The sequence below is a fragment of the Hyphomonas johnsonii MHS-2 genome (assembly GCF_000685275.1).
In the GTDB taxonomy this organism is placed as follows: Bacteria; Pseudomonadota; Alphaproteobacteria; order Caulobacterales; family Hyphomonadaceae; genus Hyphomonas; species Hyphomonas johnsonii.
Genome location: NZ_ARYK01000001.1, coordinates 159,733 through 183,087, shown reverse-complemented (window position 1 = coordinate 183,087; position 23,355 = coordinate 159,733). Strand labels below are relative to the sequence as shown.

Genomic DNA, 23,355 nt, shown 5'->3' with positions numbered 1-23,355 from the left:
GTCTCACCCCTTGCGGGCTTCGAGGATAATGTTGAACGGCGTCCGCGCAGCGACACGCACCGTGCTGAAACCGGCCTCGCCGAGCACGTCTGCCAGGCGCCCCGGACCCGCCTGCGCACCAAGGCCTTCGCGCACCTCCTGGGAAAGTGAACAGGGCGTGCACACCCCGGTTGAGGCCGCATAGTAAAGCCGGCTGACCGGGTTGATATTGTTCTCCACGCCATCATCCGCTGCCGGCTCCACCAGCAGGAGCGTTCCGTCCGGTTTCAGGGCGTTGCATGCGTGCCGGGCCGCACCGATCGGATCGCCCATGTCATGCAGGCAGTCCATGAAGCAGATCAGGTCGAAATCGCGCTCTTCATACCCCTTCGCCAAGGCAGTTTCGAAATGGAGGTTCCCGGACAGGCCGGCGTCGCTGGCACGCTGCCGGGCGATATTGATCGACTCCCTGTGGCTATCAAAACCGTATACGGTCGAATTGGGAAAGGCATCGGCAAGGATGATCGCCGAGGCGCCGTGCCCGCACCCGACATCCGCGATCTTGCCACCGGCTGCCAACCTGGCGGGTACGCCGTCGAGCGCACCGATCCAGTCCGCAACCAGGCTCGCCTCGTAGCCCGGCTTGAACAGGGCCTCGCAACCGCAGAACAGGCCTTCATGATGGTCTTTCCAGGCGATACCGTCACCGGACCGGAACGCATCCTCGATCTTGTCGCGATCGAACCAGAGTGATGCGCACACTTCCAGCGCAGGCACGAGGAATACCGGGCTGCCGTCCACGGCCAGAACCAGCGCGTGGGCATCAGGCAGTTCATAGGTGCCGTCCTGTGGCTGGTAGATGATATATCCGCCTGCCACCTGGTTGTTCAGCCACTCACGGACATAGCGTTCGTGCAGGCCGGTCTTTGAGGCGAGCGCACCGGAGGTCAACGGGCCAGCGTCTGCCATGGCCTTGTACAGGCCAAGCTTGTCTCCAAGGCTGGTCATGACGCCAGACATCGCTGCGGCGACGTCTGTCACGACCTGACCTGCGAAGGCTTCGACTTGATTCATATCGGGGTTCATTTCTCTATCTTTCCTTCAGGCGGCTGTTGGGGTCTTGGTTGTGGCGGACGCCCACGCCTGGGCGGCGAAGGCGTCATCGAGAGGAATGCGGGCAATCTTGCTGGCAAAATTGGTCATCGTTTTCCCGGCAATCCCGACCAGGAGTTCGAGGATATGCACTGGCTGGAATCCGGCGTTCAGGAATGACCGGATCTCGGACGGGCCAAGCGCGCCCTTCTTCTCGAGAATGCTGAGTGTCAGCTGGCCGATCACCTGCAGGCGCGTATCCTTGCTCAGCCCGCCAGCGCGTACGGCTTCGACCGTCTCCGGATCGACGCCATGGGCCAGCGCAAAGGTCGAGTGCCCGGCGACACAATAGGGGCACTGGTTGTAGACGCTGGTCGTCAGCGCAATGATCTCGCGCTCGCCCGGCGTGAACGATGAGGCATCAAAGCCGGCATTGATTGCCGCCAGCGCGCTCAGGGCATTCGGTGCCCTCGCAAATACGCCGTATACGTTCGGGACAAAACCCAGCCCCGCGTCAATGGCGTCAAGAATGTCCCGCGACCCGGCGGGCGCTGTCGCAAGTGTCTCGATTTTGAATCCGGTCATGGCCCGGCCTCCTGTTTCCTGGTTTCGATGGAACAGGCTTAGGCCGGGGCTGCGCCGCGAAACACTTCACGATCCAGAGCCACGCACTTCGGATTCCAAAGTATCCCGCTTCCCAAATCGAAGCTATGGTCCGGCTCAAGGAGGAAGAAGATGAAATACAGCCAGTTCTGTCCCATCGCGAAAGCCACCGAAGTCCTCGGCGACCGATGGACCCTGTTGATCGTGCGTGAAGCGCTGATGGGCGCGACCCGGTTCAGCGAATTCCAGCGCGGGCTCGGGTCCATCTCCACGGCCGTCCTCACTGAACGCCTCAGGTCCATGGCCGACAACGGACTACTCGTTCGCCGCAGCCTGACCGGCAAGCGCGGCTATGAATACTTCCCGACGCCCGGCTGCAAGGAATTGCTGCCCATAATCGTGTCGCTGGGCGACTGGGGCATGCGCTGGGCCAAGGATAATCTTGTCGAGGAAGACTATGATGTCGAACTCCTGATGCTCTATCTCGAGCGCAGCATCGTCCGCGAAATGCTGCCCGGCCCCCAGACCATCCTCCAGTTCGAGTTCAGCGATCTCAAACAGTTCCGCAACTGGTGGCTCGTCGCCAGTGAAACCAATGTGGAAGTCTGCGAGAAAAACCCCGGCCTGGACGTCGATGTCTATTTCAATTCCACCGTGCGCACGATGACCGATGTCTGGCTCGGCCACCGGACTTACCGCGACGCGATCAAGGCAGAAGAATTGACCATTGTCGGCGACAAGGCGCTCACAAAAACGGTGAGCCGCTGGCTGGCCTGTTCCCTGTTTTCATCCCCGGCTGAAGGCCAGCCAGTCAACTGAATCGCTCCCGCGAGGCTGTCTCAGCCTGCGCACGCTTGACGCTCCAGCCCTGCCCGCGTCAGGTAGCCTGAACGACACGCATACCGGGAGAGACCACGATGATCCGCCTTGCCGCGCTGGCCTTCGCTTTGACCGCCCTCCCCCTCACAGTCGCCCGCGCCGAGGAAGCCCCTGCCATGCAAACCTACGACTCCTTTGACGGCACCACGATCTCCTATCAGGAGTTAGGCACCGGCCCGTTGGTCGTCCTGCTGCATGGCTTCACGTCCAATGCGGACCAGAATTTCTTCCAGCCCGGTATCGCGCAGAAGATCGCTGCAGCTGGCTATCATGTCGTTGCACCAGACCTGCGCGGCCACGGTGCCTCGCCCTACATGGCCCCGCCCGAAAACTGGCCGGGTGACGCCGTCGCCCGCGACCAGATCGCGCTGATCGCCCATCTCGGCGACCGCCCCTACGCAACGGTCGGCTATTCCATGGGGGCGATCTCGGCGCTGCGCTGGCACCTGCTCTCGCGCGAGACCGGCCGCATGGCCCTCGGGGGCATCGGCGACTCTGCGGCCGACGAATTCAATACCGACCGCAACACCGCGTTCCGCACTGCCATTCTCGAAGCGATGGCCGGAGACGACACGCCTGGCGCCAAAGGCATGCGTGCCCGCGCCAAGGCCACCGGCGGAACGCTGGAAGGCTATCTCGGCGCCCTCTCGGCCCGCACCTACACCCCCGCCGACCTCCTCGCCACGTTCGACGTGCCGACCCTCATCCTGACCGGGGACGAGGACCTCGACAACGGCTCCGGCCCCGGCCTCGCCGCGCTCATCCCCGACGCCCGCTACCACCCCCTCACCGGCACCCACCTCACCGCCGTCCTCGACCCCGAATTCCCACGCGCCATCATCGCCTTCCTGGACGAGGGGCGCGGCGCCGAGTGACGCCAAACCGGCGCCCACGAATTCTGACACCCTGGCCTCGCATCCCCTGGTGCGGGGCCTTTTTTTGGGCCTTGTCGTTGAACGACACGCTGTTAGGGTCGCTGCCTTCTGCAATGAATACGAGGTTGAAACGATGCGTGGACTGCTTCTGGCTCTGTGCCTGGCTGTTTTTGTGGTGCCGGCATTCGCCGACGAGGCGAAAGCTGACGCCCAGGACAAACCCGAAATCCCCGAAGCGCAATCCTTCTCCACTGACCACACGCTGAAACTTGGCGGCGAGACCATCCGCTACACCGCCGTCGCAGGCGAAACCTACCTGCGAGACGCAAAGGACGAGCCCACCGCGTCCATCTTCTCTGTGTCCTATGTCCGCGACGGGGTCTCCGATCCACGCAACCGGCCGGTGACCTTCGTGTTCAATGGCGGCCCGGGCTCGGCGTCGCTGTGGCTGCACATGGGTGCGTTTGGCCCGAAGCAGGTGGTGACGCCGTCGGATGCCACCGATGTCGGTTCGCCGCCCTACAATGTGCGCGACAACCAGAACTCGCTGCTCGACGTGACGGACCTGGTGTTCATCGATCCGGTCGGAACAGGCTATTCCCGTCCCCTCGGCGAGAACGACGGCAAGGCGTTCTATGGTGTGAATGAAGATGCCGAAAGCATTGCCGAGTTCATTCGCCTGTGGATCACGGAGAATGGCCGCTGGAACAGCCCGAAATACCTCGCCGGAGAAAGCTATGGCACGACGCGCGCCGCGGCCCTGACCGAGAAACTGCAGGGCGGCTGGAACGGCATTGGCCTGAATGGCGTGATCCTGATTTCCGCGATCCTCGATTTCCAGACCGGCGAATTCGGCCCCGGCAACGACACGGCCCACATCGCCTACTTCCCGTCGGAAGCCGCCATCGCCTGGTACCAGGGCAAGGTCGACAAGACGAAATGGAACGGTGATTTCAATGCCTTCGTCCAGGATGCCCGCACCTACGCGATCGACACACTGGCACCGGCCCTGATCCGCGGCTCGACACTTGGCGCGGTAAGAGAGGCTGAAATCGCAAGCGAAATGAGCGCCTATCTCGGTGTCTCGGCGGAATGGATCAAGCAAGCCAAACTGCGTGTCGACCCAACCCGTTTCCGCAAGGAACTGCTGCGCCGTGAAGGTTACACGGTTGGCCGGTTCGACGGGCGCTACAAGGGCGTCGACAGCGAAGGAACAGCCGACTCGCCGGAGAACGACCCGTCAGGCTATGGCATGGACGTCGCCTATGTTGCCGCGCTCAACGACTATCTCACGCGTGACCTGAAAGTGGACTTCACGCGGGCCTACAAGGTGCTGACGGGCGAGCCGGGCTCCCAGTGGAACTGGAGCATGAATGACAGTGGCTGGCCTGAATACGTCAATGTCACGCCATGGCTCGGCAAGGGCATGCGCGAGAACAAGGACCTGCGCGTCATGCTCGCGTCCGGTTGGTACGACCTGGCAACACCCTTTTTCGGGGCCGAAATGGCGCTGCACAAGAACGGCGTCGTTCTCGACCGGGTCCAGTTCGACTATTACGACGCCGGCCACATGATGTACCTGGCCGAACAGGACGGGCGCAAACTCTCCAACGATGTCCGCGCATTCATCAGGGCTGGCCAGTAGCGATCAGGCCTTGCGCACGATCGCCTTGGTCATCCGGGCGCCTTCGACCACGATCTGGTCACCCTCGTGGATGATCTCGCCGGCTGCGGCTTCGGCGCCCCAGACCGAGTCGCCGACCTTGATCTGGCCGCTACCGCCGGAAAAATCGGCGGTTGCCTGCCCGTGCTGGCCGACCAGGCCGGCCATGCGCCTGTTCAGCGTCGGGTGTTCATCAACCTTGCCGCGCAGGCCGGAGAACAGTGTCCGGCCGGCAAGAACCAGCGCGAAGGCTGCCAAGCCAAAGACCACGAGCTGGCCCTGCCAGGTTGCATAGGCATCCGGTCCGAAATAGGCGAACGCGCCAGCCACCCAGGCGGCAATCGCCAGCATCATCAGGTCGAATGTTCCCGTCATCAATTCGATGCCGAACAGGACAAGGCCCAGGGCCAGCCAGTGCCAGACGGTAAGCTCGGAAAAAATCTGTTCCATGATCCAGGTCTCCCGGTTGGGGTTGAGATGGAGGCCGATGCCCGGCGCGACGCCGGGCATCGGCGTACGATCAGTATTCGGTCCGCGTCGGCGGCACTGCGCCACCCTGCGCGCGTGCGCTAAGCTGCGCTTCCTTGGCGGCACCGGTCAGGCCCTTGATGCCCTCAATGGCGCCCAGGATACTCGAAAATTCAGCCGGGATGATGACCGTCCGCTGCTGCGGACTGGTCGCCAGCTTCTCGAACGCGGCGACATAGGCCTGCCCGAGGAAGTAATTGATCGCGTTGACGTCGCCTTTGGCGATGGCTTCGCTGACCATGGCCGTCGCTTTGGCTTCGGCTTCGGCTTCTCGCTCGCGCGCTTCAGCGTCGCGGAAAGCAGCTTCGCGGCGGCCTTCGGCTTCCAGGATTTTCGCCTGCTTCTGACCTTCTGCCTTGAGGATGGCCGACTGCTTGTCGCCCTCGGCTGTCAGGATTTCCGCCCGCTTCAGGCGTTCGGCCTTCATCTGGCGGTTCATGGCTTCGGTAATGTCAGCCGGCGGGCTGAGATCCGCGATCTCTATCCGCGTGACTTTCACGCCCCAGGGATTGGTGGCGGCGTCGATCACGTGCAACAGCCGCGCATTGATATCGTCCCGGTTCGACAAGACTTCGTCGAGGTCCATCGACCCCACCACGGTACGGATGTTGGTCAGCGAGAGATTCTGGATCGCGTTGTGAAGATTGTTGACTTCATAAGCCGCCGAGACCGCGTCTATGACCTGGATGAACACGATGGCATCGCACGACACCATAGCGTTGTCCTTGGTGATGACTTCCTGCTGCGGCACGTCCAGCACGGTCTCCATCATGTTCATCTTGCGCCCGACCTTCTGGACGATTGGCATGATGATATGCAGACCGGGTGTCAGGGTTTTCGTATAGCGCCCGAAATTTTCGACCGTCCAATTATAGCCCTGCGGCACTTGCTTGACCGTCGACACGATCAGAATGAGGCCGACGACTGCAATCAGTACCGGCACCGTCAAAAGAAAATCCATTTATCCCTCTCCTCTTCAATTCACATTGATGTGGGGAAGGATTTACCGATAATCAATAATAATCGACCGAAATCGGCGCGCCCGGTCCCCCCGAACGCGCCGACAATGGCTTGATTTGTTTAACAGATACTACGCAGGCAGCCTTAAAGTTGCCCAAGCAGGTAATCGGCGCTGGAAACCTTGAATTCCGGGCCCTGCTCGACATTCAGCTCTGCAACGACACCGTCCTTGACCAGCATCGAATAGCGCTGCGAGCGCTTGCCCATGCCGAAACCGGATGCATCCATCTCAAGGCCCAGCGCGGAAGCAAACGCACCGTTGCCGTCAGCCAGCATGCGCACGGTTTCGTTCGCGCCAGCGGAACTGCCCCAGGCGCCCATGACGAACACGTCATTGACCGAGGTGCAGACAATCTCGTCGACGCCCTTGGCCTTCATGTCACCCGCCTTGTCGATGAAGCCCGGCAGGTGGCGGGCTGAACAGGTCGGCGTATAGGCGCCAGGCACGGCGAACAGCGCGATCGTCTTGCCGTTGAAGACGTCCGCTGTGGTGCGTGGCTGCGGCCCGTCATTTGTCATTTCCATGAATGTGGCTTCAGGAAGCTTGTCGCCGACTTTGATGCTCATCTGTTAGTCTCCTTGCAGGTTTGACACAGGACATAGGCGTCACACCGGCGCCGGGCAAGCAACAAGCCCTTGCCAAATCGCCAACCTTGCCGCAGCTTTCGTCATGATTGGAGCAAGCAAGGCAATGGATACGGACCTGACCGGCAAGTTGCTGATCGCCCTTCCGGGGATTGGCGACGCCCGCTTCTCCCGATCCGTGATCCTGCTCTGCGCCCATTCCCCTGAATTCGCGATGGGTATTGTCCTGAACAAGCCCATGGAGGGGCTTCGCCTGCCCCAGTTGCTCGAACAGCTTGATGTGCCAATGGAAATCGAGGTGCCCGACACCTACGTCCTTGATGGCGGTCCGGTCAGTTCGGATCGCGGCTTCGTGCTACATACAGACGACGTTATCGCCGACGGGACGACACTCGAGATCGATGGCGAATTCTGCATGACCGCCACGCGCGACATGTTGCAGATGATCGGCTCTGTCGCCGCGCCGCGGCGGTCGGTCCTCGCCCTCGGCTATTCCGGGTGGGGCGCCGGACAGCTGGAACTTGAACTTGCCGCGAATGCCTGGCTGGTCAGCGATCCGGACGATGACCTTGTCTTCGGGGATTCCCACAGCCAGAAGTGGCGGCATGCGCTCGGCCTGCTGGGCGTCGATTCCGGGCGCCTGCAGATCGATGGGGGCAGCGCCTGATCAGCCGATCAGGAAACGCGCCGCCGCTTTCGCATTCATCGGTCTGGCAAAGGCAAAGCCCTGAGCATGGTCGAACCCGAGCGCCCGCAGCCGGGCCGCATCGTCCTTGTTCTCGACGCCTTCGGCCGTGGACGTCATGCCGAGCCGGTTCGCCAGCAGAGTGATCGTGCCGAGAATGGTGTCAGTGCGGGCCTGGCCGAGGCGGCGCGTCAGCCCGTGATCGATCTTCAGGCTGTCGGCAGGCAGGTCTGCCAGCCACTGGAACGACGAATGGCCCGTGCCGAAATCATCGAGCACCAGACCGGCGCCGACTGCCTTGAGGGCCATCGCAGCTGCCAGCGCCAGCCCCGCATTGCGCAGGGCCGCCTGTTCTGTGAGTTCGACCTTGAGCGAGCGCGGCGGCAGCTTGTAACCGTTCATCAGCGCCTCGACCAGCGCCGGAATTGTTCCGCGAGCAAGATCCCGGGCTGTGAGATTGACGTGCATGAACACGTCCTCGCGGCCCGATTCCTCCCGCAGCATGGCGAGAGTTTCGGCAGAACGGATTAGCATGTTGGACGCCAGCGATTCGTCTTCATACCGGCTCGGCGGAGATGTGCCTTCGGCTCCATCCCAGCGGGCAAGCGCCTCGAAGCCGGCGATCCGGCCGTCACGCAGTGAGATGATCGGCTGGTAGACTGGCGACAGGTCAGGCCCCGGCTTCAGGTCAGAGGGATCGATCTCCGGAAAGTCGTCGCCCACCAGCAACATGCCGCGCGCGTCGGTTTCATCGACAAACGCCCCCACCAGGTGGACGTCGCGTCCGCTCGACAGGCGCAGGGCACAGCGCACCGGCCCGTCAGTGTCGCCGAACGCCTTGCCAAGCCGGCCGCGGCTCAGGCCTTCCAGTATCTGCTCCAGCGACTCGATCGACCAGTCGCCGGACAGGTCTGACAGGGCCGTGCTTTTGGGGGCGTCAATCAGCAGGCGCTGCGAGGGCACGTGCCAATGCCAACTGCCCTGAGGCTGGGTAGGAATTGATTTGGCCATCGGATTGAATCTACCCGTGATTTTGCGGTCTGACGAGGCCGAAAAGAACATGATCTCGCCTTTCGCCTGCAATCTCCAGATAGGCCCGGGCGTAGCCTTCTTCCGTGAACCCAACCGATTCGAGCACCTGGCGTGACCGGTCGTTCTCCGCCAGGGTGCCCGCCTCGATGCGCCACAGGCCAAGACGGCCAAAGGCCCAGCCGCACAGCGTTGAAACGGCTTCGCGCATGTAGCCCTGGCCTTCGAAATCGGCGCCCAGCCAGTAACCGAGACTGGCACTCGACGCCGGCCAGGCCCGGACATGGGTCAGTGAGGCCCCGCCGACGAGCGCATTGTCCGACACGCGCCGGATCAGGAACACGTAGGCGCGGCCCTCTTTCCACGCGACGGTCCAGGCCCTGAGACGGCGGGTCCAGTCCGCTTTCGAGTTTGCGTCGGTCGGCCACCGCGGTTCCCAGGGTTCGAGGTGGCTGCGGCTTGCTGTGCGGATGCTGGACCAGTCCTCGAAGTCCGCCCGCCGGGGCGCCATCAGTACCAGGCGTTCACTGGTGATCAGCGTATCCCGCATCGCGATCACCATCAGGAGACCGCGCGGCGCTTCGATTCGATTGCGGCACGCACCGCTGAAGGTTCGGCGGGCAACCGCTCGAACACTTCGCCACGGGCCAGGAGGGCGCCGCAGCGGTGTGGCAGGGGCGCGTCGAGGCCGGTTGCCTGCTTCACCGTCTCAGGAAACTTGGCAGCTGCCGCGGTGGCCAGCACCACGGTGTTCACATCGCTCCGCGGTGTCTGACGCGCCTGATAGGTTCCAACGGCTGTGTGCGGGCAGATCAGCCAGCCTGTCTCGGATTCGAACCGGGCCATCTCGGCGAGCGTCTCGCCATTGCTGACGGTGCTGGCCGATATGCCGACACAGTCGAGGCGGCCCCTGGCGGTATCCGGCAACCCGGCCTCTCCGGCCTGCCGGTACTGGTCGTACACACCGCGCACGGCGTCGCCATCACGGCCGGTGGCTTCGAACAGCAGCCGTTCGAAATTGCTTGGCACGGAGATGTCCATTGCCGGGCTCGGCGTCGCGACGGCGGCCGCGCGGGACATGATGCCGGTGTTGAACAGCCGGGCGAGCGCGTCATTTTCGTTGACCGCGCAGGCAATCTCCAGGCCGCCGGCCAGCAGCCCGCAACGGGCAGCGACATAGCCTGCGAGCGCATCACCCATGTTCCCGCTCGGCACGACGAAGCGCAGCTTGCCGCCAAGCGCAGCCTGGGCCGTGGCGTAGTAGACGGTCTGCGCCGCGATGCGGGCCCAGTTGATCGAGTTCACGCCCGAAAGGCCCACCTTGTCGGCAAAGGCCTTGTCAGCGAACAGCGACTTCACGATCGCCTGGCAGTCATCAAAGTCGCCGTCGAGGGCGAGGTTGGTGACATTGGAGGCCCCCGTCGTGGTCATGAACAGGCGCTGGACGGGCGAGATGCGTGCGTGCGGGTGCAGGATGAAGAGATCGGCATGCTTCGCCCCGGCAAACGCCGCCGCCGCCGCACCACCAGTGTCACCGGACGTGGCGCAGACAATCGACAGGCGCCGGCCCGTCTTGCCGAGCATGTAGTCATACAATTGGGCGATGATCTGCATCGCCACGTCCTTGAATGCCAGCGTCGGGCCGTGGTGGAGTTCCATCAGCCAGAGTCCGGGACCGGCCTGCGTCAACGGTGCCACCGAGTGGTGGGAAAAGCTCGCATAGGCGCGTTCGCACATGGCCAGCATGTCGGCTTCCGGGATGGCGTCGCCAGCGAAGGCCGAAAGGATGCGCGCCGCGACGTGGGCGTAAGGCTCGTCGGCGCGCGCCGGATCTATGCGAGGGTAGGATTCGGGGACGTAGAGGCCGCCATCAGGGGCCAGCCCGGCGAGGCAGGCACCGACAAAATCAACCGGCGCCGCCTGTCCGCGTGTCGAGACATATTTCACGCATCGCTCCCCTTGCGGAACCGCAACCGGCCCTTCTGGTGATGGAAGGCGAAATACACGGCGAGCAGGGCGATGGCCAGTCCCCACCACGTGATCGCATACCCGATATGGCGCTGGGGTGGCAGGCTGTCATCCATGCGGACACGCGCGAAGGGATTGGTGGCGACGGCCGACCGGCCGTTTTCCGACAGACGGATCGTATCAGGCTCGAACACATGGCCTTCGACGCGCGCCGCGACATCCTCCGGCAGCTGCTTGGCCAGGACGGCAGGATCCAGCGTGTAGAATATGCCGGTCTCGGGCGAATCCGTGCCGCTGAAGGCGTTGCGGCCCTTCGGCGTCTGGTACAGGCCGCGTGCGGCCAATCGTTCGCCTGAGTCGCATTGGGGGCCCATGCAGGGTGTCGGCGGCTCGACCTGGTAAATCACCTCGATCGGCGTGAACAGCACTTCCGTTCCCGTGTCGACGGCGACGACCCGCCGCCACGCAGCGCTGCCATCAACATAGGAATAGACCATGGATTCGCTGCCCGGAACGACCGTGCCATCCATGACCGCCCAGGCGGGTTCGGCCTCGTCCATGGCCAGCTTCTCGAGGAAACGGCCATATTGCCAGTTGCCGAGGCAAACCAGCACGACCAGGCTGATCAGGGTGAACAGGCTGAGCACGGGAAGCGGATGGAATTTCATGGCGCCGGGAAGGCCTTCTATGAAAAAGGCCCGCCGGGCTTGTGTCGCTCCGGCGGGCCTCGGGATCAGGACAGGGGCGTACTACCCACGCCGCCTAGGCGCCGTTACCGAAGATCAGATGCGGCGTGACATAGACGAACGCGAACAGGAACAGCCACACGACGTCAACGAAGTGCCAGTACCAGGCGGCAAACTCGAAGCCGATATGCTTGGTCGGCGTCATGCCACCCATCATCAGGCGCATCAGGCAGACGGCAAGGAAGATCGTGCCGATCACAACGTGCGCGCCGTGGAACCCGGTCGCCATGAAGAAGGCCGAGCCATAAAGCGTACCGTCATAGGTGAAGCCGGCATGGCTGTATTCGATCACCTGGAGCGCCGTGAACGCCATGCCAAGCACGACGGTCAGCAACAGGCCCAGTTTCGCGCCGGAGCGGTCATTGTGCTGCAGCGCATGGTGCGCCCAGGTGACCGTGGTGCCCGAAAGCAGCAGGACCAGCGTGTTGATCAGCGGCAGGTGGAAGGGATCGAATGTTTCAACACCGGCAGGCGGCCAGCTCTTGAAGCGGGCCAGCGCGTCGGCATAGAGCGGGTTGGTTGCGTCCCATGTCTCGCCAACGCGAGCGTCTGCGAAAATCGCGAACTCGAAGAACCCCCAGAACCATGCAACGAAGAACATGACTTCGGAAACGATGAACAGGATCATCCCGTAGCGCAGGCCGATGGCAACAACCGGCGTATGGTCGCCTTCTGCACCCTCTTTGGCGACTTCGCGCCACCAACCGATCATGACCCATATGACCATGGCGAAACCGATGGCCATCAGCCACCAGGTTCCTTTTTCCATGCCGAACAGGCCCTTCATGAAGGTCACCGCGCCGATGGCCAGGGTGACCACCGAAATCGAGCCGAGAAGCGGCCACGGAGACGCATTGACGAGGTGGTAATCGTGTTTGACTTCGCCGTCGGACATGGCTGGGAAACCCCTTGATATTTTCACGTATAGCTTTTGTGCTGTTTAGACCGCTCCCCGCCCGGAACGCAACAGGTTCAACCCGGGGAGGCCGAATTCGCCGCACCCGTGGCAGACGCGCTGAGTGGCCCTTTGTACTCGGTACTGTCGAAGAACGTGTAGCTGAGGGTGATTGTCTCGAGCTGGGAAGCGACACGATCATCAATAATTTCCGGAGAAATGAAGTAGACGACGGGCAGTTTCTTCGATTCGCCGGGTGCGATGACGCGCTCCTCGAAACAGAAGCATTCCAGCTTGTAGAAATACCGACCGGCAAAGTGCGGCGTCACATTGTAGCTCGCGATGACACGAATCGGCTTCTTGGTCGGGTTCTCGACCTCGAAGAATGCCAGGCCATGCTGGCCAACCTTGACTGCCTGGGTCTGCTGGAGCGGCCGGAAGACAAGGGCCGTGTCCGCGACGTTCGCATCGAACCGGACCGTGATTTCCTGGTCGAGGATTTCCGAGGGTGCGCGCGTGGCAATCCGCGTGGTGCCGCCAAACCCCGTCACGGCGCAAAAGCTCTTGTAGAGCGGCTCCGACATGAACGCGAGGCCCAGCATTCCAAGGAAAGCTGTCGCAGCACCCGCGGCGATGGCGCGATTCGAGAGTTTCATTCCGGTGACTCCTCGGGGCTAGGGGCCGGCGGCGTCGCCTGATCTTCGGTCATGCCAGGGGGAAGCGCGGGCTGTTCCGCTTTCTTACCCTGCGAATCGGATGCGTTGTAATAGAAGCCGGCACCATTGCTGAGATCTGCGCCGGCCAGGCGGATCACGGTCGTGATGCCCACGAGCACCACAAAACCGAACAAAGCGAGGCCGAGCCAGACATTGCGCTTCTTGCGTGCGCGGATCGCCTCCGGGTCCATCTGGGGAGCGGTGGTGAATTCGCCAGGATAGGGATCAGGCTTTTCAGTCATCAGAAACCCTTCACGGGGAAATAGAGGCCTGCCGCATGCTCGACGATCAACGCGGCAAACACGAGGAACAGGTAAAGAATCGAAAACAGGAACATCGACCGGGCGAGCTTCTTCTCGGCCGCCGTACAGTCCGCATCCCCGGCACGGGACATGAACACGCGCACAGCGTAACCAAAGAACACGGCGCCAAGCAGGCCAGCCGTGACGCCATATATCCATCCCCCCAGGCCGGTCAGCAAGGGCGTAAGCGCCAGCGGAACGAGGACAATCGTATACAGCAGCATCTGCAGGCGCGTCGCCTTGGCACCGTGAGTGACCGGCAGCATGGGCACGCCGGCTTTCTCGTATTCGCCATGCGCCAGCAGGCTGAGCGCCCAGAAATGCGGCGGTGTCCAGAAGAAGATGACGGCAAACAGGATCCATGCGTCGAGCGGCGTATTGCCGGTGACAGCGGCCCAGCCGATGACTGGCGGGAAGGCCCCTGCCCCACCGCCAATGACGATGTTCTGGGGCGTCGAGCGCTTCAGCCACATCGTGTAGATGACGCCGTAATAGAAGATCGAGAAGGCGAGCAGTGCCGCCGCAAGCCAGTTCGATGCCAGCCACATCAGCATCACGGCGACGCCGGACATGATCAGGCCCATGGTCAGGGCCTCTTCCCGCGGCACGGCGCCGGACGGGATCGGCCGCGTGGACGTACGGGTCATGATCGCGTCGATATCGGAATCGAACCACATGTTGATCGCACCAGCTGCACCGGATCCGAGCGCGACAGCAAGCAGCGCGATCGCTGCCATCAGCGGGTGGATCGGGGTGCCGGTAACGCCGGCGGCAGCGACAAGCCCGGCGGCGGCCGTGAACACCACGAGCATCATGATGCGTGGTTTCATCAGGCTCACATAGTCGCTCGCCGTGGCGTAGCGCTTGATCGGGGTCGCAGGGGCGTCGGTCATTGTCAGAACCTTATGGGGCATTCAAGCGAAACGGCCCATACGCCTTTTCAGCGCAGGGCCGCCCGGTTTTCGTATCCGTGTTCCGGTCCGGATAAGGGGCCCGCACACGGAAGCGTCTAGTGGCCGCCTTTGGTCGTGACGTGCGGCAGCTCGTTGTACTGGTGGAACGGCGGCGGGGACGGCAGCGTCCATTCCAGCGTCGTGGCGCCTTCGCCCCAAGGGTTGGCTTCGCCCTTGCGACGACGGATCAGCGCTTCGATCATGCCGACAAAGAAGACCAGCGTACCGACAAGCGTGATCGCGTAACCGATCGACGACCAGTAGTGCCAGAAGTGGAACCCGTCGGCATAGTCGATATAGCGGCGCGGCATGCCTTGCAGGCCCAGGAAGTGCTGCGGGAAGAACAGGACGTTCGAACCGATGAACATCAGCCAGAAGTGCAGGCCACCGATAACGCCGTTATACTTGATGCCGAACATCTTCTCGAACCAGTAGTACCAGCCTGCGAACAGGCCGAACACGGCGCCCAGCGACAGCACATAGTGGAAGTGCGCCACGACGTAATAGGTGTCGTGAAGGGCGTGGTCGATACCGGCATTGGCGAGCACGACGCCCGTCACGCCACCAACGGTGAACAGGAAGATGAACCCGATCGCCCAGAGCATCGGCACCTTGAATTCGATCGAACCGCCCCACATCGTGGCGATCCACGAGAAGATCTTGATGCCGGTCGGCACCGCGATGACCATCGTGGCTGCGATGAAATAGGCTTTCAGGTCGACAGGCATGCCCACGGTGAACATGTGGTGCGCCCAGACGATGAAGCCAATCACACCGATCGACACCATGGCATAGGCCATGCCGAGATAACCGAAGATCGGCTTTTTCGAGAAGGTCGACACGATATGGCTGACGATGCCGAAAGCCGGCAGGATCATGATGTAGACTTCAGGGTGACCGAAGAACCAGAACAGGTGCTGGAACATGACGGGGTCGCCGCCACCACCCGGATTGAAGAATTGCGAGCCGAAATTGCGGTCCGTCAGCAGCATGGTGAGCGCGCCGGCGAGCACCGGCAGGGACAGCAGCAGCATGACAGCCGTCACCAACATGCCCCAGGCGAAGAGGGGCATCTTGTGCATGGTCATGCCGGGGGCACGCATGTTCAGGATCGTCACGATGAAGTTGATGGCGCCAAGGATCGACGCGATACCGGCCGTGTGCAGCGCCAGGATCACGAGATCCATGGCAGGCCCGGGGTGTCCGGTCGTGGAGGACAGGGGCGGGTACATCACCCAGCCGCCGCCGAAGCCATTGCCAGCCGAGTTGCCGGGGACGACCATCGAGATACAGAGCAGCACGAAGCCCGCAACAGTCAGCCAGAACGAGATGTTGTTCATGCGCGGGAACGCCATGTCCGGCGCGCCGATCATCAGCGGCACCATCCAGTTCCCGAACCCGCCGATCAGGGCAGGCATGACCACGAAGAAGATCATGATCAGGCCGTGATAGGTGATCACGGTATTGTAGAATTGCTTGGCGTGGGTGATCGCCTCGTCGCCCTGCACGCCCTGGAAGTGCTGGACGATCCAGAGCATCGGGCCGATGCCCGGCTCGGCCAGTTCCCAGCGGATCAGGCCCGACAGCGTGTAGCCCACGATACCCGCGCAAAGTGCGAAGAGCAGGTAGAGCGTGCCGATGTCCTTGTGGTTGGTCGACAGGAACCAACGCTTGAAGAAGCCCGGCGTGTGGGAATGGGCATCGTGGTGATGGTCGAGGGCAATTTCATCCATTGGCATGGCGGACCTACTTCTCTCTCAGGCTATTGTTTGGCTGCGAGCTGCGTGCTCGGCTCGCGGGCGGCGATCATCATCACCGATGAATAGGCGCCTTCATAGTCGCCAGCCAGCATCTGCTCGGCCCAGCGGTCGAACTGGTCCTGCGGCACGACGCGAACTTCGATCGGCATGTACGCATGGTCGATTCCGCACAGTTCCGAACACTGGCCGTAATACACGCCCGGCTCGTCAACCAGGAACCAGCCTTCGTTGAGGCGGCCGGGGACGGCGTCTGTCTTGACGCCGAATGCCGGCACCGTCCACGAGTGGATCACATCCGCCGCAGCAGTGTAGTAGCGAATGTAACGGCCTGCCGGGATGACCATTGGATAATCGACGCCCAGATTGCGCGGCTTGGTGGCGTAATCTGTCCGCCCCGTCGACGACTCATAATTCTTCTCGTCGTCCGGCTTGCCCTTGTGGACAGCGTTGGACACGAATTCCAGCGCGTAGCCGTCAGCGTCCACCAGGTCCGGATACGAATAGGTCCAGTTCCACTGGTTGCCCTGGGCCTTGACGTTGATGAAGCCCTTTTCGGCCGCATCGGGGAAATTGTTGCGGGTGTAGCGCTCGTATTCCGCCGATTTGCCGTCGGCCAGCAATTCGGCTGATTCGGCCTGGATCGTTTCCAGGTTCGGCACGACATCCTGATAGTAGAGGTTCGGGAAGGACAGGCCGGCAATGGCGACGAGAATGAGCGCCGGAACCACCGTCCAGATCACCTCGATCAGCGAATTGTGGCTGAATTTCTTGGACACCGGATTGGCTTTGCGATTGTAGCGCACCATCACCCAGATCAGCAGCACCGTCACAAGGAGCGTGATCGCGGTTATGATCCAGAGGACGTAATCGTCGTGGAAGAAGAGGATGCGTTCTGCAATGCGGGTCGCAGCGGGCTGGAACCCGAGCGCACCGTCGTGAGGGATGGAAGCAAACGCCGGCGCAGTCAGTAATGAAGCGCACAAGGCGGCAAAAAAGTGTCGCACGAAGGAATCCTCGTCTCGTTGGAATGGCACCGCTGTACCTACATCAGACTGCGCCCGCAACCCAGCAGTTTTGACGCTCAATATTGTCGCAGGCGCTCGCCGCTCAGGGGCAACCGTGTTAATATTGCCAAAAGAACATAAGGGAGACGAAAATGTTGAGACTATCTGCCCTCGCCGCATTTGTGCTCACGCTGTCAGTCCCGTTCGCTGCTGCACAGGTTACTGTTATTGGCGGTGGCATCGCCAAGGAATGCTACGAAGCGGCAAAATACCAGCGGGTATCGGCCTCAGCCGGCGAGAAAATCTGCACCAAGGCCATCGAATCCGAGATCATGAACGTGAGCAACAAGGCCGCCACCTACACCAATCGCGGCGTGCTGCGCATGCGTGACGGCCGGCTTGAGGCCGCGCTGTCAGACTATGACATTTCCAAGCGGATGCAGCCCGACGTCGGTGCGACCTACCTGAACGAAGGCGCTGCCCATATCCTGCGGCAGGATTACAACTCGGCGCTGGTATCCCTGAACAAGGCGATCGAACTGGAATCGACCGACCTGTACGCCGCCTATTACAATCGCGCGATCGCCCGCGAAAACACCGGCGACCTGCAAGGCGCATATTTCGACTTCAAGCAAGCCGACGATCTCAATCCCGACTTCGAACTCGCCAAGATCCAGATGTCCCGGTTCACGGTCGTCGCCAACTGACCTGATCGCCGGCACGCATCAGACAAACCTGCCGGGCGCCCCCGGAGGGAACCATCTTCAGGTTTCGCCGTTTCCCTTTCTATCATCAGAAAGGAAATCACCATGTTGCGTTGGGCAATCATATTTCTCGTCGTCGCCCTTGTGGCGGCCGTTCTGGGCTTCGGCGGAATTGCGGGCACCGCGGCCGGCATCGCCAAACTTCTGGCCCTGATCTTCGTCATCCTGTTCGTCGTGTCCCTGGTCTTCGGCGGGCTGCGCCGGGGATGACATCCGGCACGTCCGAATCTCCCGCTGACGCCCCGCCGCGTGGCGCGGCCAGCGGCTGGGCCATAATCGGCATCTTCTGGATCATGGCCCTGAGCATCCTGACGATTGCTCAGGGCCTGATTGTTCCCATCGTGTCGGCCATGCTGATCGCGCTGATCTTCAGCCCGGTCCGGCGCGCCCTTGCCCGCATCGGCGTGCCTTCGGGCGTCTCGGCGGCGCTGATCCTGTTCAGCCTGCTCGCCCTGCTTGGCACGCTCGGCTATTTCGTCTCCGGCGCAGCGCAGGACCGTTTGCTCGATGCGCCACACATGATCGAGGACGTCGGCGACAAGCTGAAGGAACTGACAGGCACGGTGCAGCCGGTGATGGACGCAACCGAGCAGATTGAACATATCGCTGTCCCCGAACCTGCCTCGGATACGGTCACCTTGCGCGAGCCCGGCTTCATGGCCGACTTTGCGGATACGCTGCCCGTCATGTTCGGCCAGATCGTGATCTGCCTGACGCTGGCCTTCTTCCTGATCGCATCGGGTGATCTGTTCTACGAAAAACTGGTGCAGATGATGCCCACCCTGAAGGACAAACGGCGGGCGCTGGCCGTCGCGCGGGCGATCGAGAACCAGTTATCAACTTACCTGCTGACGATCACGCTGATCAACATGGGCCTTGGCCTGGCGATCGGGCTCGCCATGTGGGGGTTGGGAATGCCTGACCCGGTGCTGTTCGGGATTGCCGGCTTCCTGCTGAACTACATCCCCTATATCGGCGCGATGGCCGGCGCAGGGATATCGTTCCTGGTCGCGCTGGTGACGTTTGACTCGGCGACCGCAGCGATCGTGCCGGCACTTGCCTACTGGGCGCTCACCTCGTTCGAAGGCCAGTTCGTGACGCCGATCATGGTGGGGCGGCGTCTGAAACTGAACGCGGTGGTCGTGTTCGTGTCCTTCGCGCTATGGGCGTGGCTGTGGTCGTTCATGGGCATGCTGTTGTCGACTCCGATGTTGCTGACGATGAAAGTCGTGTCCGACCATGTTCCGGGCATGCACGGTTTCGGCAAATTCCTCGCTGACCGGGACGAGCTGTCACGCTCGGACCGGCGGATCCTGAAATACATCTTCAGGCGCGATGCACCGCTCAGCAAGCGTGCGGCGTCCAAAGCGGCGGCAGACCCCGCATCCCTGCCCGGCTCATCGCCAGCACCAGAGGCGAATGTCACCGCCTGACCGGCTTTGCCCTTGCTGCAGCGGGCGTTCACCCGCATCTAGGAAGCATGACCCAGACCCAATTGCCTTTCGACGTCACCCGCGCGGCCGACATTCTCTCCGATGCTGTCGCCGGAGGTGACGATGGCGACCTTTTCATCGAGCGCTCCCGCTCGGAAAGCTTCGTATTCGATGACGGGCGGCTGAAGTCCGCCGCATTCGATACCGACCAGGGCTTCGGCCTGCGTGTCGTGGCGGGCGAAGCGCAGGGCAGCGGCTATGGCTCGGAACTTTCGCTCGACGCCATCAAGCGTGCCGCACGCACCGCCTCCCAGGCCAAGCGCGGCTATTCCGGCCGGCTCGCCGATGGCCCGCAGCCGACGAACCGCCGCCTCTATGCCCCCATCGACCCCACCTCGGCACCCGATTTCACCGTGAAGACCGGCCTCCTGGCCGAGATCGACGCCTGGACCCGGGCGCTCGATCCGCGTGTCGTGCAGGTCTCCGTCTCCCTCGCCGGCAGCCACCGCGAAGTCGACATCATCCGCCCGGATGGCGCGGTGTTCTCCGAAGTGCGTCCCCTGGTGCGCCTCAATGTCTCCGTGACCCTCGAGGAAAACGGCCGCCGCGAATCCGCCAGCGCCGGTGCAGGCGGGCGGGCCGCCTATGACGAATGGATCCAGCCGGGCCGCTGGCAGGACCTCGTCCGCCGCGCGCTTGGCAAGGCGTCGGTCAACCTGCAATCCATTCCGACCCCGGCAGGCGTCATGGAGGTCGTGCTTGGCCCCGGCTGGCCCGCCGTGCTGCTGCACGAAGCGGTTGGCCACGGTCTTGAGGGTGACTTCAACCGCAAGGGCACGAGTGTCTATGCCGGCCGGATCGGCGAGCAGGTCGCCGCCAAGGGCGTCACCGTTATCGACGATGGCAGCATCGAGGCCCGTCGCGGCTCGCTCTCGTTCGATGATGAAGGCACGCCGACCCAGCGTACGGTGCTGATCGAGGATGGTATCCTCAAAGGCTACATGCAGGACCGCCTGAATGCCCGCCTGATGGGCGTCGCCGCGACGGGCAATGGCCGGCGCGAAAGCTACGAATCCCAGACGATGCCGCGGATGACCAACACAGTGATGCTCGGCGGCGACAAGGACCCTGCCGAAATCGTCGCCTCGATCAAGCGCGGCCTCTGGGCCGTGGATTTCGGTGGCGGACAGGTCGACATCACGTCCGGCAATTTCGTGTTCCAGTGCACCGAGGCCTATCTCGTCGAGGACGGCAAGGTTGTTGCGCCCGTCAAGAACGCCACCCTGATCGGCCACGGGCCGACCGTGCTGCAGCAGGTCTCGATGATCGGCAATGATTTCGCGATGGATGACGGCGTCGGCGTGTGCGGCAAGGCCGGCCAGTCCGTGCCGGTGGGCGTCGGACAGCCAACTCTCAAGGTTGGTGCCTTAACCGTTGGCGGCGCTGGATAAAATTACCGTCATGATTAACCATGACCCTTGCGGCACCGCGAGGGTTTTGCCACTTTGCTGCCACAATCAGCCCCGGTCCGCCGATCAGGCGGGTCGGGACTTCTTGTAGAGCAGATGGTGAGTGACGCTAATGAGATTGCAATTCCTGACAGTGGCCTGCGCGGCGTTTGGCCTTGCCGGTGCAGCCAGTGCAGACATTGAAAGCCTGGCGGCCGACGCGGCCTTCCAGATGTCCCAGAAGGGAGAACTGGTCGTGATTGACGTCCGGACGCCTTCGGAATGGGCGATGACCGGCATGCCGCGCGACAGCATCGGTGCCACCTTGCAGGATTCAGACTTCGTGGCCCGGGCGCGCGGCGCCGTACTGGGCGACCTGGAACAGCCCGTCGCGGTGATCTGCAGGTCCGGCTCGCGGTCGACGTCGGCTGCGCAGAAACTGGTCTCGGAAGGGTTCGCCCACGTGTTCAATATTTCCGAAGGCATGGCCGGGCATCGCGGTGCCGGTGATGGCTGGATCAAGCGCGGCTTGCCGACCGACCCGTTCAATCCGCCGATGCGATAGGCTTTCACGCGACCGGAACGAAAAAGGGCGGCCTTTGCGGGCCGCCCTTTTGGTTTTGGTACCGGGTACCGACCTAGACCATCGTACCGTCGTCGGTTTTCATCCAGTTCTTGATAACCGGCGAAACGAGCAGCATCAGGACCGCGATCCCGATCCCGTACATGCCAACCGTTGAATAGACACTCACATAGGTCGCCTTGGCAGCGGCCACGTCGGTCAACTGACCACCGATTGTTTCCGACCCCGTCGAGCGGGCGATGACACCGGCCAGGAAATTCGACAGGCCCGAATAGAGGAACCATGCGCCCATCGTCATGCCGACAACCTGCGGCGGCGCCAGCTTGGTCACGGCCGAGAGCCCGACCGGAGACAGCATGAGTTCGGCCATCGTGTGGATCCAGTAGACGAGGAAGATGAACAGGACCGGCGTCATGGCCGCCGGACCAACTGTCTGGATCCCGGCGACGAGCGCCAGAAAGCCAAGGCCGACGCCGAACACACCGATAGCGAACTTCACGGGCGTCGACGGTTCCCATTTGCGTTTTGCCAGCCAGATCCATAGCCAGGCGATGATAGGCGCAAAGATGAAGATGAAGGCGGCATTGAGCGACTGGAACACGGGCGCCGGAACGGACCAACCGAGCAATGTCCGATCGACCAGGCGGTCAGTGAACAGATTCAACGATGAACCTGCCTGCTCGAACAGGGCCCAGAACGGGATTTGTGCGAGGACGAAATAGATCGCCGCGAACATCCGGTTCCGCTCGGTGCCCTTCAGGCGAAGAATTGCGTATCCAACCAGGAACAGGAACATCAGGATGCCGATCGGGCCGAGGATTCCGCCGACAATCTCTTCGTTCATCACCAACAGCATCGACACGCCGATCATCAGCAGGCCGGCAAGGTAGCAGGCCCACTCCACGTTGATCGGACCAAGAACCGACTTCTTGAGCTTTTCGGCATCTGGCGGGTCGGCGCGGCCGCCGAGGAATTTTTGCCCCCAGAGAAACACCATGAGGCCGGCCAGCATGCCGATGCCTGCCAGGCCAAACCCCCAGGCCCAGCCATACACGATGCCCAGGATTCCGCAGGTGATCGACGACAGGAAGGCGCCGAGGTTGATGCCCATGTAGAACAGCGTGAACCCTGAATCCCTGCGCGCATCGCCGACGCCGTAGAGCGCGCCCACGATGGTCGAGATGTTCGCCTTCAGGAAACCCACACCTGCAATGATGAGGGCCAGCGAGAGAAACAGGATGTTCTTGTACAGGTCCTGCTGGATGATCTTGGTGTCATAGGTTGAGCGGTCGATCCGCTCCGGCAGGCCCATCACGTCCGGTTCGGCGATCACGAGTTCATTGGTTTCATTGTCAAAACTGATCAGCGAAGTCTTGTCGCCCTGGACGATGATCTGGTTGGCGTCGCCGCCGCGGCCATCGAGCGTCAATGTGTATTCACCGCCATTGATCGTGGCGATCTGCTGCGACCCCGAGCCTTCAAACGCCATGCCGAAGTGCCCGAGCACCAGCAGCACAGCCCCGAACGTCACGGCTTTTCGCTGGCCGAGATACCTGTCGGCGAGCGTGCCGCCGATGATCGTCATCACATAGACCAGCGCCGTATAGGCACCGTAGATCAGCGCCGATTTCTCGTCCGAGAAAAGGAAGTGCTGGGTCAGGTAGATGATCAGCAGGCCGCGCATCCCGTAATAGGAAAAGCGCTCCCACATTTCTGTCAGGAACAGGATGAGCAGGCCCTTTGGGTGCCCAAAAAAGCTATGGTCGTTCGCGACGGGATCCGTCGTGGAAACTGGTGTATCTGTCACAGTGGCCCTCCCCAGGCTCGCTTCAGTCTGTGGTGCGC

At 62.3% G+C, this 23,355-nt stretch carries 25 protein-coding genes; 9 read left to right on the top strand and 16 right to left on the bottom strand.

All coding sequences use genetic code 11. The annotated features are described in order from the left end of the window. Window positions 1-3: 3 nt before the first annotated feature. The gene (locus HJO_RS00935; RefSeq protein WP_206741787.1) at window positions 4-1,065 is read right to left on the bottom strand and encodes a class I SAM-dependent methyltransferase; all 1,062 of its coding nucleotides are present in this window, start codon (window positions 1,063-1,065) and stop codon (window positions 4-6) included. A gap of 15 nt (window positions 1,066-1,080) precedes the next feature. Further along, window positions 1,081-1,656: a carboxymuconolactone decarboxylase family protein gene (locus tag HJO_RS00930; RefSeq protein WP_035612588.1), complete on the bottom strand. Its 576-nt coding sequence runs from the start codon at window positions 1,654-1,656 to the stop codon at window positions 1,081-1,083. A 150-nt stretch (window positions 1,657-1,806) separates the two neighbouring features. Here HJO_RS00930 and HJO_RS00925 point away from each other — a divergent pair, with 150 nt between their 5' ends. The 3 genes from HJO_RS00925 to HJO_RS00915 all read left to right on the top strand — a co-directional run bounded on the left by HJO_RS00925 (window position 1,807) and on the right by HJO_RS00915 (window position 5,073). Further along, on the top strand, window positions 1,807-2,493 hold the full coding sequence (locus HJO_RS00925) for a winged helix-turn-helix transcriptional regulator (protein ID WP_035612586.1): 687 nt from the start codon (window positions 1,807-1,809) through the stop codon (window positions 2,491-2,493). 98 nt (window positions 2,494-2,591) lie between these two features. Beyond that, window positions 2,592-3,428 (top strand): alpha/beta fold hydrolase, encoded by an 837-nt coding sequence (locus HJO_RS00920; protein ID WP_051617928.1) that lies wholly within the window; start codon window positions 2,592-2,594, stop codon window positions 3,426-3,428. A 133-nt stretch (window positions 3,429-3,561) separates the two neighbouring features. After that, window positions 3,562-5,073, top strand: coding sequence for a S10 family peptidase (locus HJO_RS00915; RefSeq protein WP_035612584.1), 1,512 nt, complete (start codon window positions 3,562-3,564; stop codon window positions 5,071-5,073). Between the two features lie 3 nt (window positions 5,074-5,076). Here HJO_RS00915 and HJO_RS00910 read toward each other — a convergent pair whose 3' ends face one another. The 3 genes from HJO_RS00910 to HJO_RS00900 form a co-directional block, all read right to left on the bottom strand. Further along, complete coding sequence (locus HJO_RS00910) at window positions 5,077-5,541, bottom strand: NfeD family protein (protein ID WP_162173740.1); 465 nt, start codon at window positions 5,539-5,541, stop codon at window positions 5,077-5,079. Window positions 5,542-5,611: 70 nt separating this feature from the next. Beyond that, the gene (locus tag HJO_RS00905; RefSeq protein WP_035612581.1) at window positions 5,612-6,580 is read right to left on the bottom strand and encodes an SPFH domain-containing protein; all 969 of its coding nucleotides are present in this window, start codon (window positions 6,578-6,580) and stop codon (window positions 5,612-5,614) included. A 143-nt stretch (window positions 6,581-6,723) separates the two neighbouring features. Further along, on the bottom strand, window positions 6,724-7,206 hold the full coding sequence (locus tag HJO_RS00900) for a peroxiredoxin (RefSeq protein ID WP_035612580.1): 483 nt from the start codon (window positions 7,204-7,206) through the stop codon (window positions 6,724-6,726). 103 nt (window positions 7,207-7,309) lie between these two features. On the opposite strand from HJO_RS00900, the gene HJO_RS00895 reads away from it, so the two are divergent. Then, a complete protein-coding gene (locus HJO_RS00895; RefSeq protein ID WP_035612579.1) occupies window positions 7,310-7,891 on the top strand; it encodes a YqgE/AlgH family protein in 582 nt (193 codons plus the stop codon). Here HJO_RS00895 and HJO_RS00890 read toward each other — a convergent pair whose 3' ends face one another. From HJO_RS00890 to coxB, 10 genes are all read right to left on the bottom strand, one after another. Beyond that, the gene (locus tag HJO_RS00890; protein ID WP_162173739.1) at window positions 7,892-8,920 is read right to left on the bottom strand and encodes an EAL domain-containing protein; all 1,029 of its coding nucleotides are present in this window, start codon (window positions 8,918-8,920) and stop codon (window positions 7,892-7,894) included. Window positions 8,921-8,930: 10 nt separating this feature from the next. After that, on the bottom strand, window positions 8,931-9,488 hold the full coding sequence (locus HJO_RS00885; protein ID WP_162173738.1) for a GNAT family N-acetyltransferase: 558 nt from the start codon (window positions 9,486-9,488) through the stop codon (window positions 8,931-8,933). A gap of 11 nt (window positions 9,489-9,499) precedes the next feature. After that, entirely contained in the window at window positions 9,500-10,885 is a 1,386-nt protein-coding gene (gene thrC, locus HJO_RS00880; protein ID WP_035612575.1) for a threonine synthase, read from the bottom strand. After that, on the bottom strand, window positions 10,882-11,574 hold the full coding sequence (locus HJO_RS00875; protein WP_035612569.1) for an SURF1 family cytochrome oxidase biogenesis protein: 693 nt from the start codon (window positions 11,572-11,574) through the stop codon (window positions 10,882-10,884). Before HJO_RS00875 ends, thrC begins: the two co-directional genes overlap by 4 nt. A gap of 94 nt (window positions 11,575-11,668) precedes the next feature. Next, the gene (locus HJO_RS00870) at window positions 11,669-12,547 is read right to left on the bottom strand and encodes a cytochrome c oxidase subunit 3 (RefSeq protein WP_035612567.1); all 879 of its coding nucleotides are present in this window, start codon (window positions 12,545-12,547) and stop codon (window positions 11,669-11,671) included. Window positions 12,548-12,624: 77 nt separating this feature from the next. Then, complete coding sequence (locus tag HJO_RS00865) at window positions 12,625-13,203, bottom strand: cytochrome c oxidase assembly protein (RefSeq protein ID WP_035612565.1); 579 nt, start codon at window positions 13,201-13,203, stop codon at window positions 12,625-12,627. After that, window positions 13,200-13,505, bottom strand: coding sequence for a hypothetical protein (locus HJO_RS00860; RefSeq protein WP_035612562.1), 306 nt, complete (start codon window positions 13,503-13,505; stop codon window positions 13,200-13,202). Before HJO_RS00860 ends, HJO_RS00865 begins: the two co-directional genes overlap by 4 nt. Next, window positions 13,505-14,458, bottom strand: a complete 954-nt coding sequence (gene cyoE / locus HJO_RS00855; protein ID WP_035612560.1) for a heme o synthase — start codon at window positions 14,456-14,458, stop codon at window positions 13,505-13,507. Before cyoE ends, HJO_RS00860 begins: the two co-directional genes overlap by 1 nt. Window positions 14,459-14,574: 116 nt before the next feature. Then, window positions 14,575-16,257, bottom strand: a complete 1,683-nt coding sequence (gene ctaD / locus HJO_RS00850; protein WP_156945369.1) for a cytochrome c oxidase subunit I — start codon at window positions 16,255-16,257, stop codon at window positions 14,575-14,577. Between the two features lie 23 nt (window positions 16,258-16,280). Continuing rightward, window positions 16,281-17,282 (bottom strand): cytochrome c oxidase subunit II, encoded by a 1,002-nt coding sequence (coxB, locus tag HJO_RS00845; RefSeq protein ID WP_035612556.1) that lies wholly within the window; start codon window positions 17,280-17,282, stop codon window positions 16,281-16,283. 152 nt (window positions 17,283-17,434) lie between these two features. Between coxB and HJO_RS00840 the strand changes: the two genes are divergently transcribed. The 5 genes from HJO_RS00840 (at window position 17,435) to HJO_RS00820 (ending at window position 21,492) form a co-directional block, all read left to right on the top strand. After that, window positions 17,435-17,989, top strand: a complete 555-nt coding sequence (locus HJO_RS00840; RefSeq protein WP_035612554.1) for a tetratricopeptide repeat protein — start codon at window positions 17,435-17,437, stop codon at window positions 17,987-17,989. A 102-nt stretch (window positions 17,990-18,091) separates the two neighbouring features. Beyond that, window positions 18,092-18,256, top strand: a complete 165-nt coding sequence (locus tag HJO_RS18040) for a DUF1328 domain-containing protein (RefSeq protein WP_035612552.1) — start codon at window positions 18,092-18,094, stop codon at window positions 18,254-18,256. Then, window positions 18,253-19,479 (top strand): AI-2E family transporter, encoded by a 1,227-nt coding sequence (locus tag HJO_RS00830; protein WP_051617922.1) that lies wholly within the window; start codon window positions 18,253-18,255, stop codon window positions 19,477-19,479. The genes HJO_RS18040 and HJO_RS00830 overlap by 4 nt, the downstream gene beginning before the upstream one ends. Window positions 19,480-19,526: 47 nt before the next feature. Beyond that, complete coding sequence (gene tldD, locus HJO_RS00825) at window positions 19,527-20,930, top strand: metalloprotease TldD (protein WP_035612550.1); 1,404 nt, start codon at window positions 19,527-19,529, stop codon at window positions 20,928-20,930. Between the two features lie 130 nt (window positions 20,931-21,060). Further along, the gene (locus HJO_RS00820) at window positions 21,061-21,492 is read left to right on the top strand and encodes a rhodanese-like domain-containing protein (protein ID WP_035612548.1); all 432 of its coding nucleotides are present in this window, start codon (window positions 21,061-21,063) and stop codon (window positions 21,490-21,492) included. Window positions 21,493-21,565: 73 nt separating this feature from the next. Here the strand turns inward: HJO_RS00820 and HJO_RS00815 are convergent, their stop codons facing one another. Beyond that, window positions 21,566-23,317 (bottom strand): peptide MFS transporter, encoded by a 1,752-nt coding sequence (locus HJO_RS00815; RefSeq protein ID WP_035614143.1) that lies wholly within the window; start codon window positions 23,315-23,317, stop codon window positions 21,566-21,568. Window positions 23,318-23,355 lie beyond the last annotated feature (38 nt).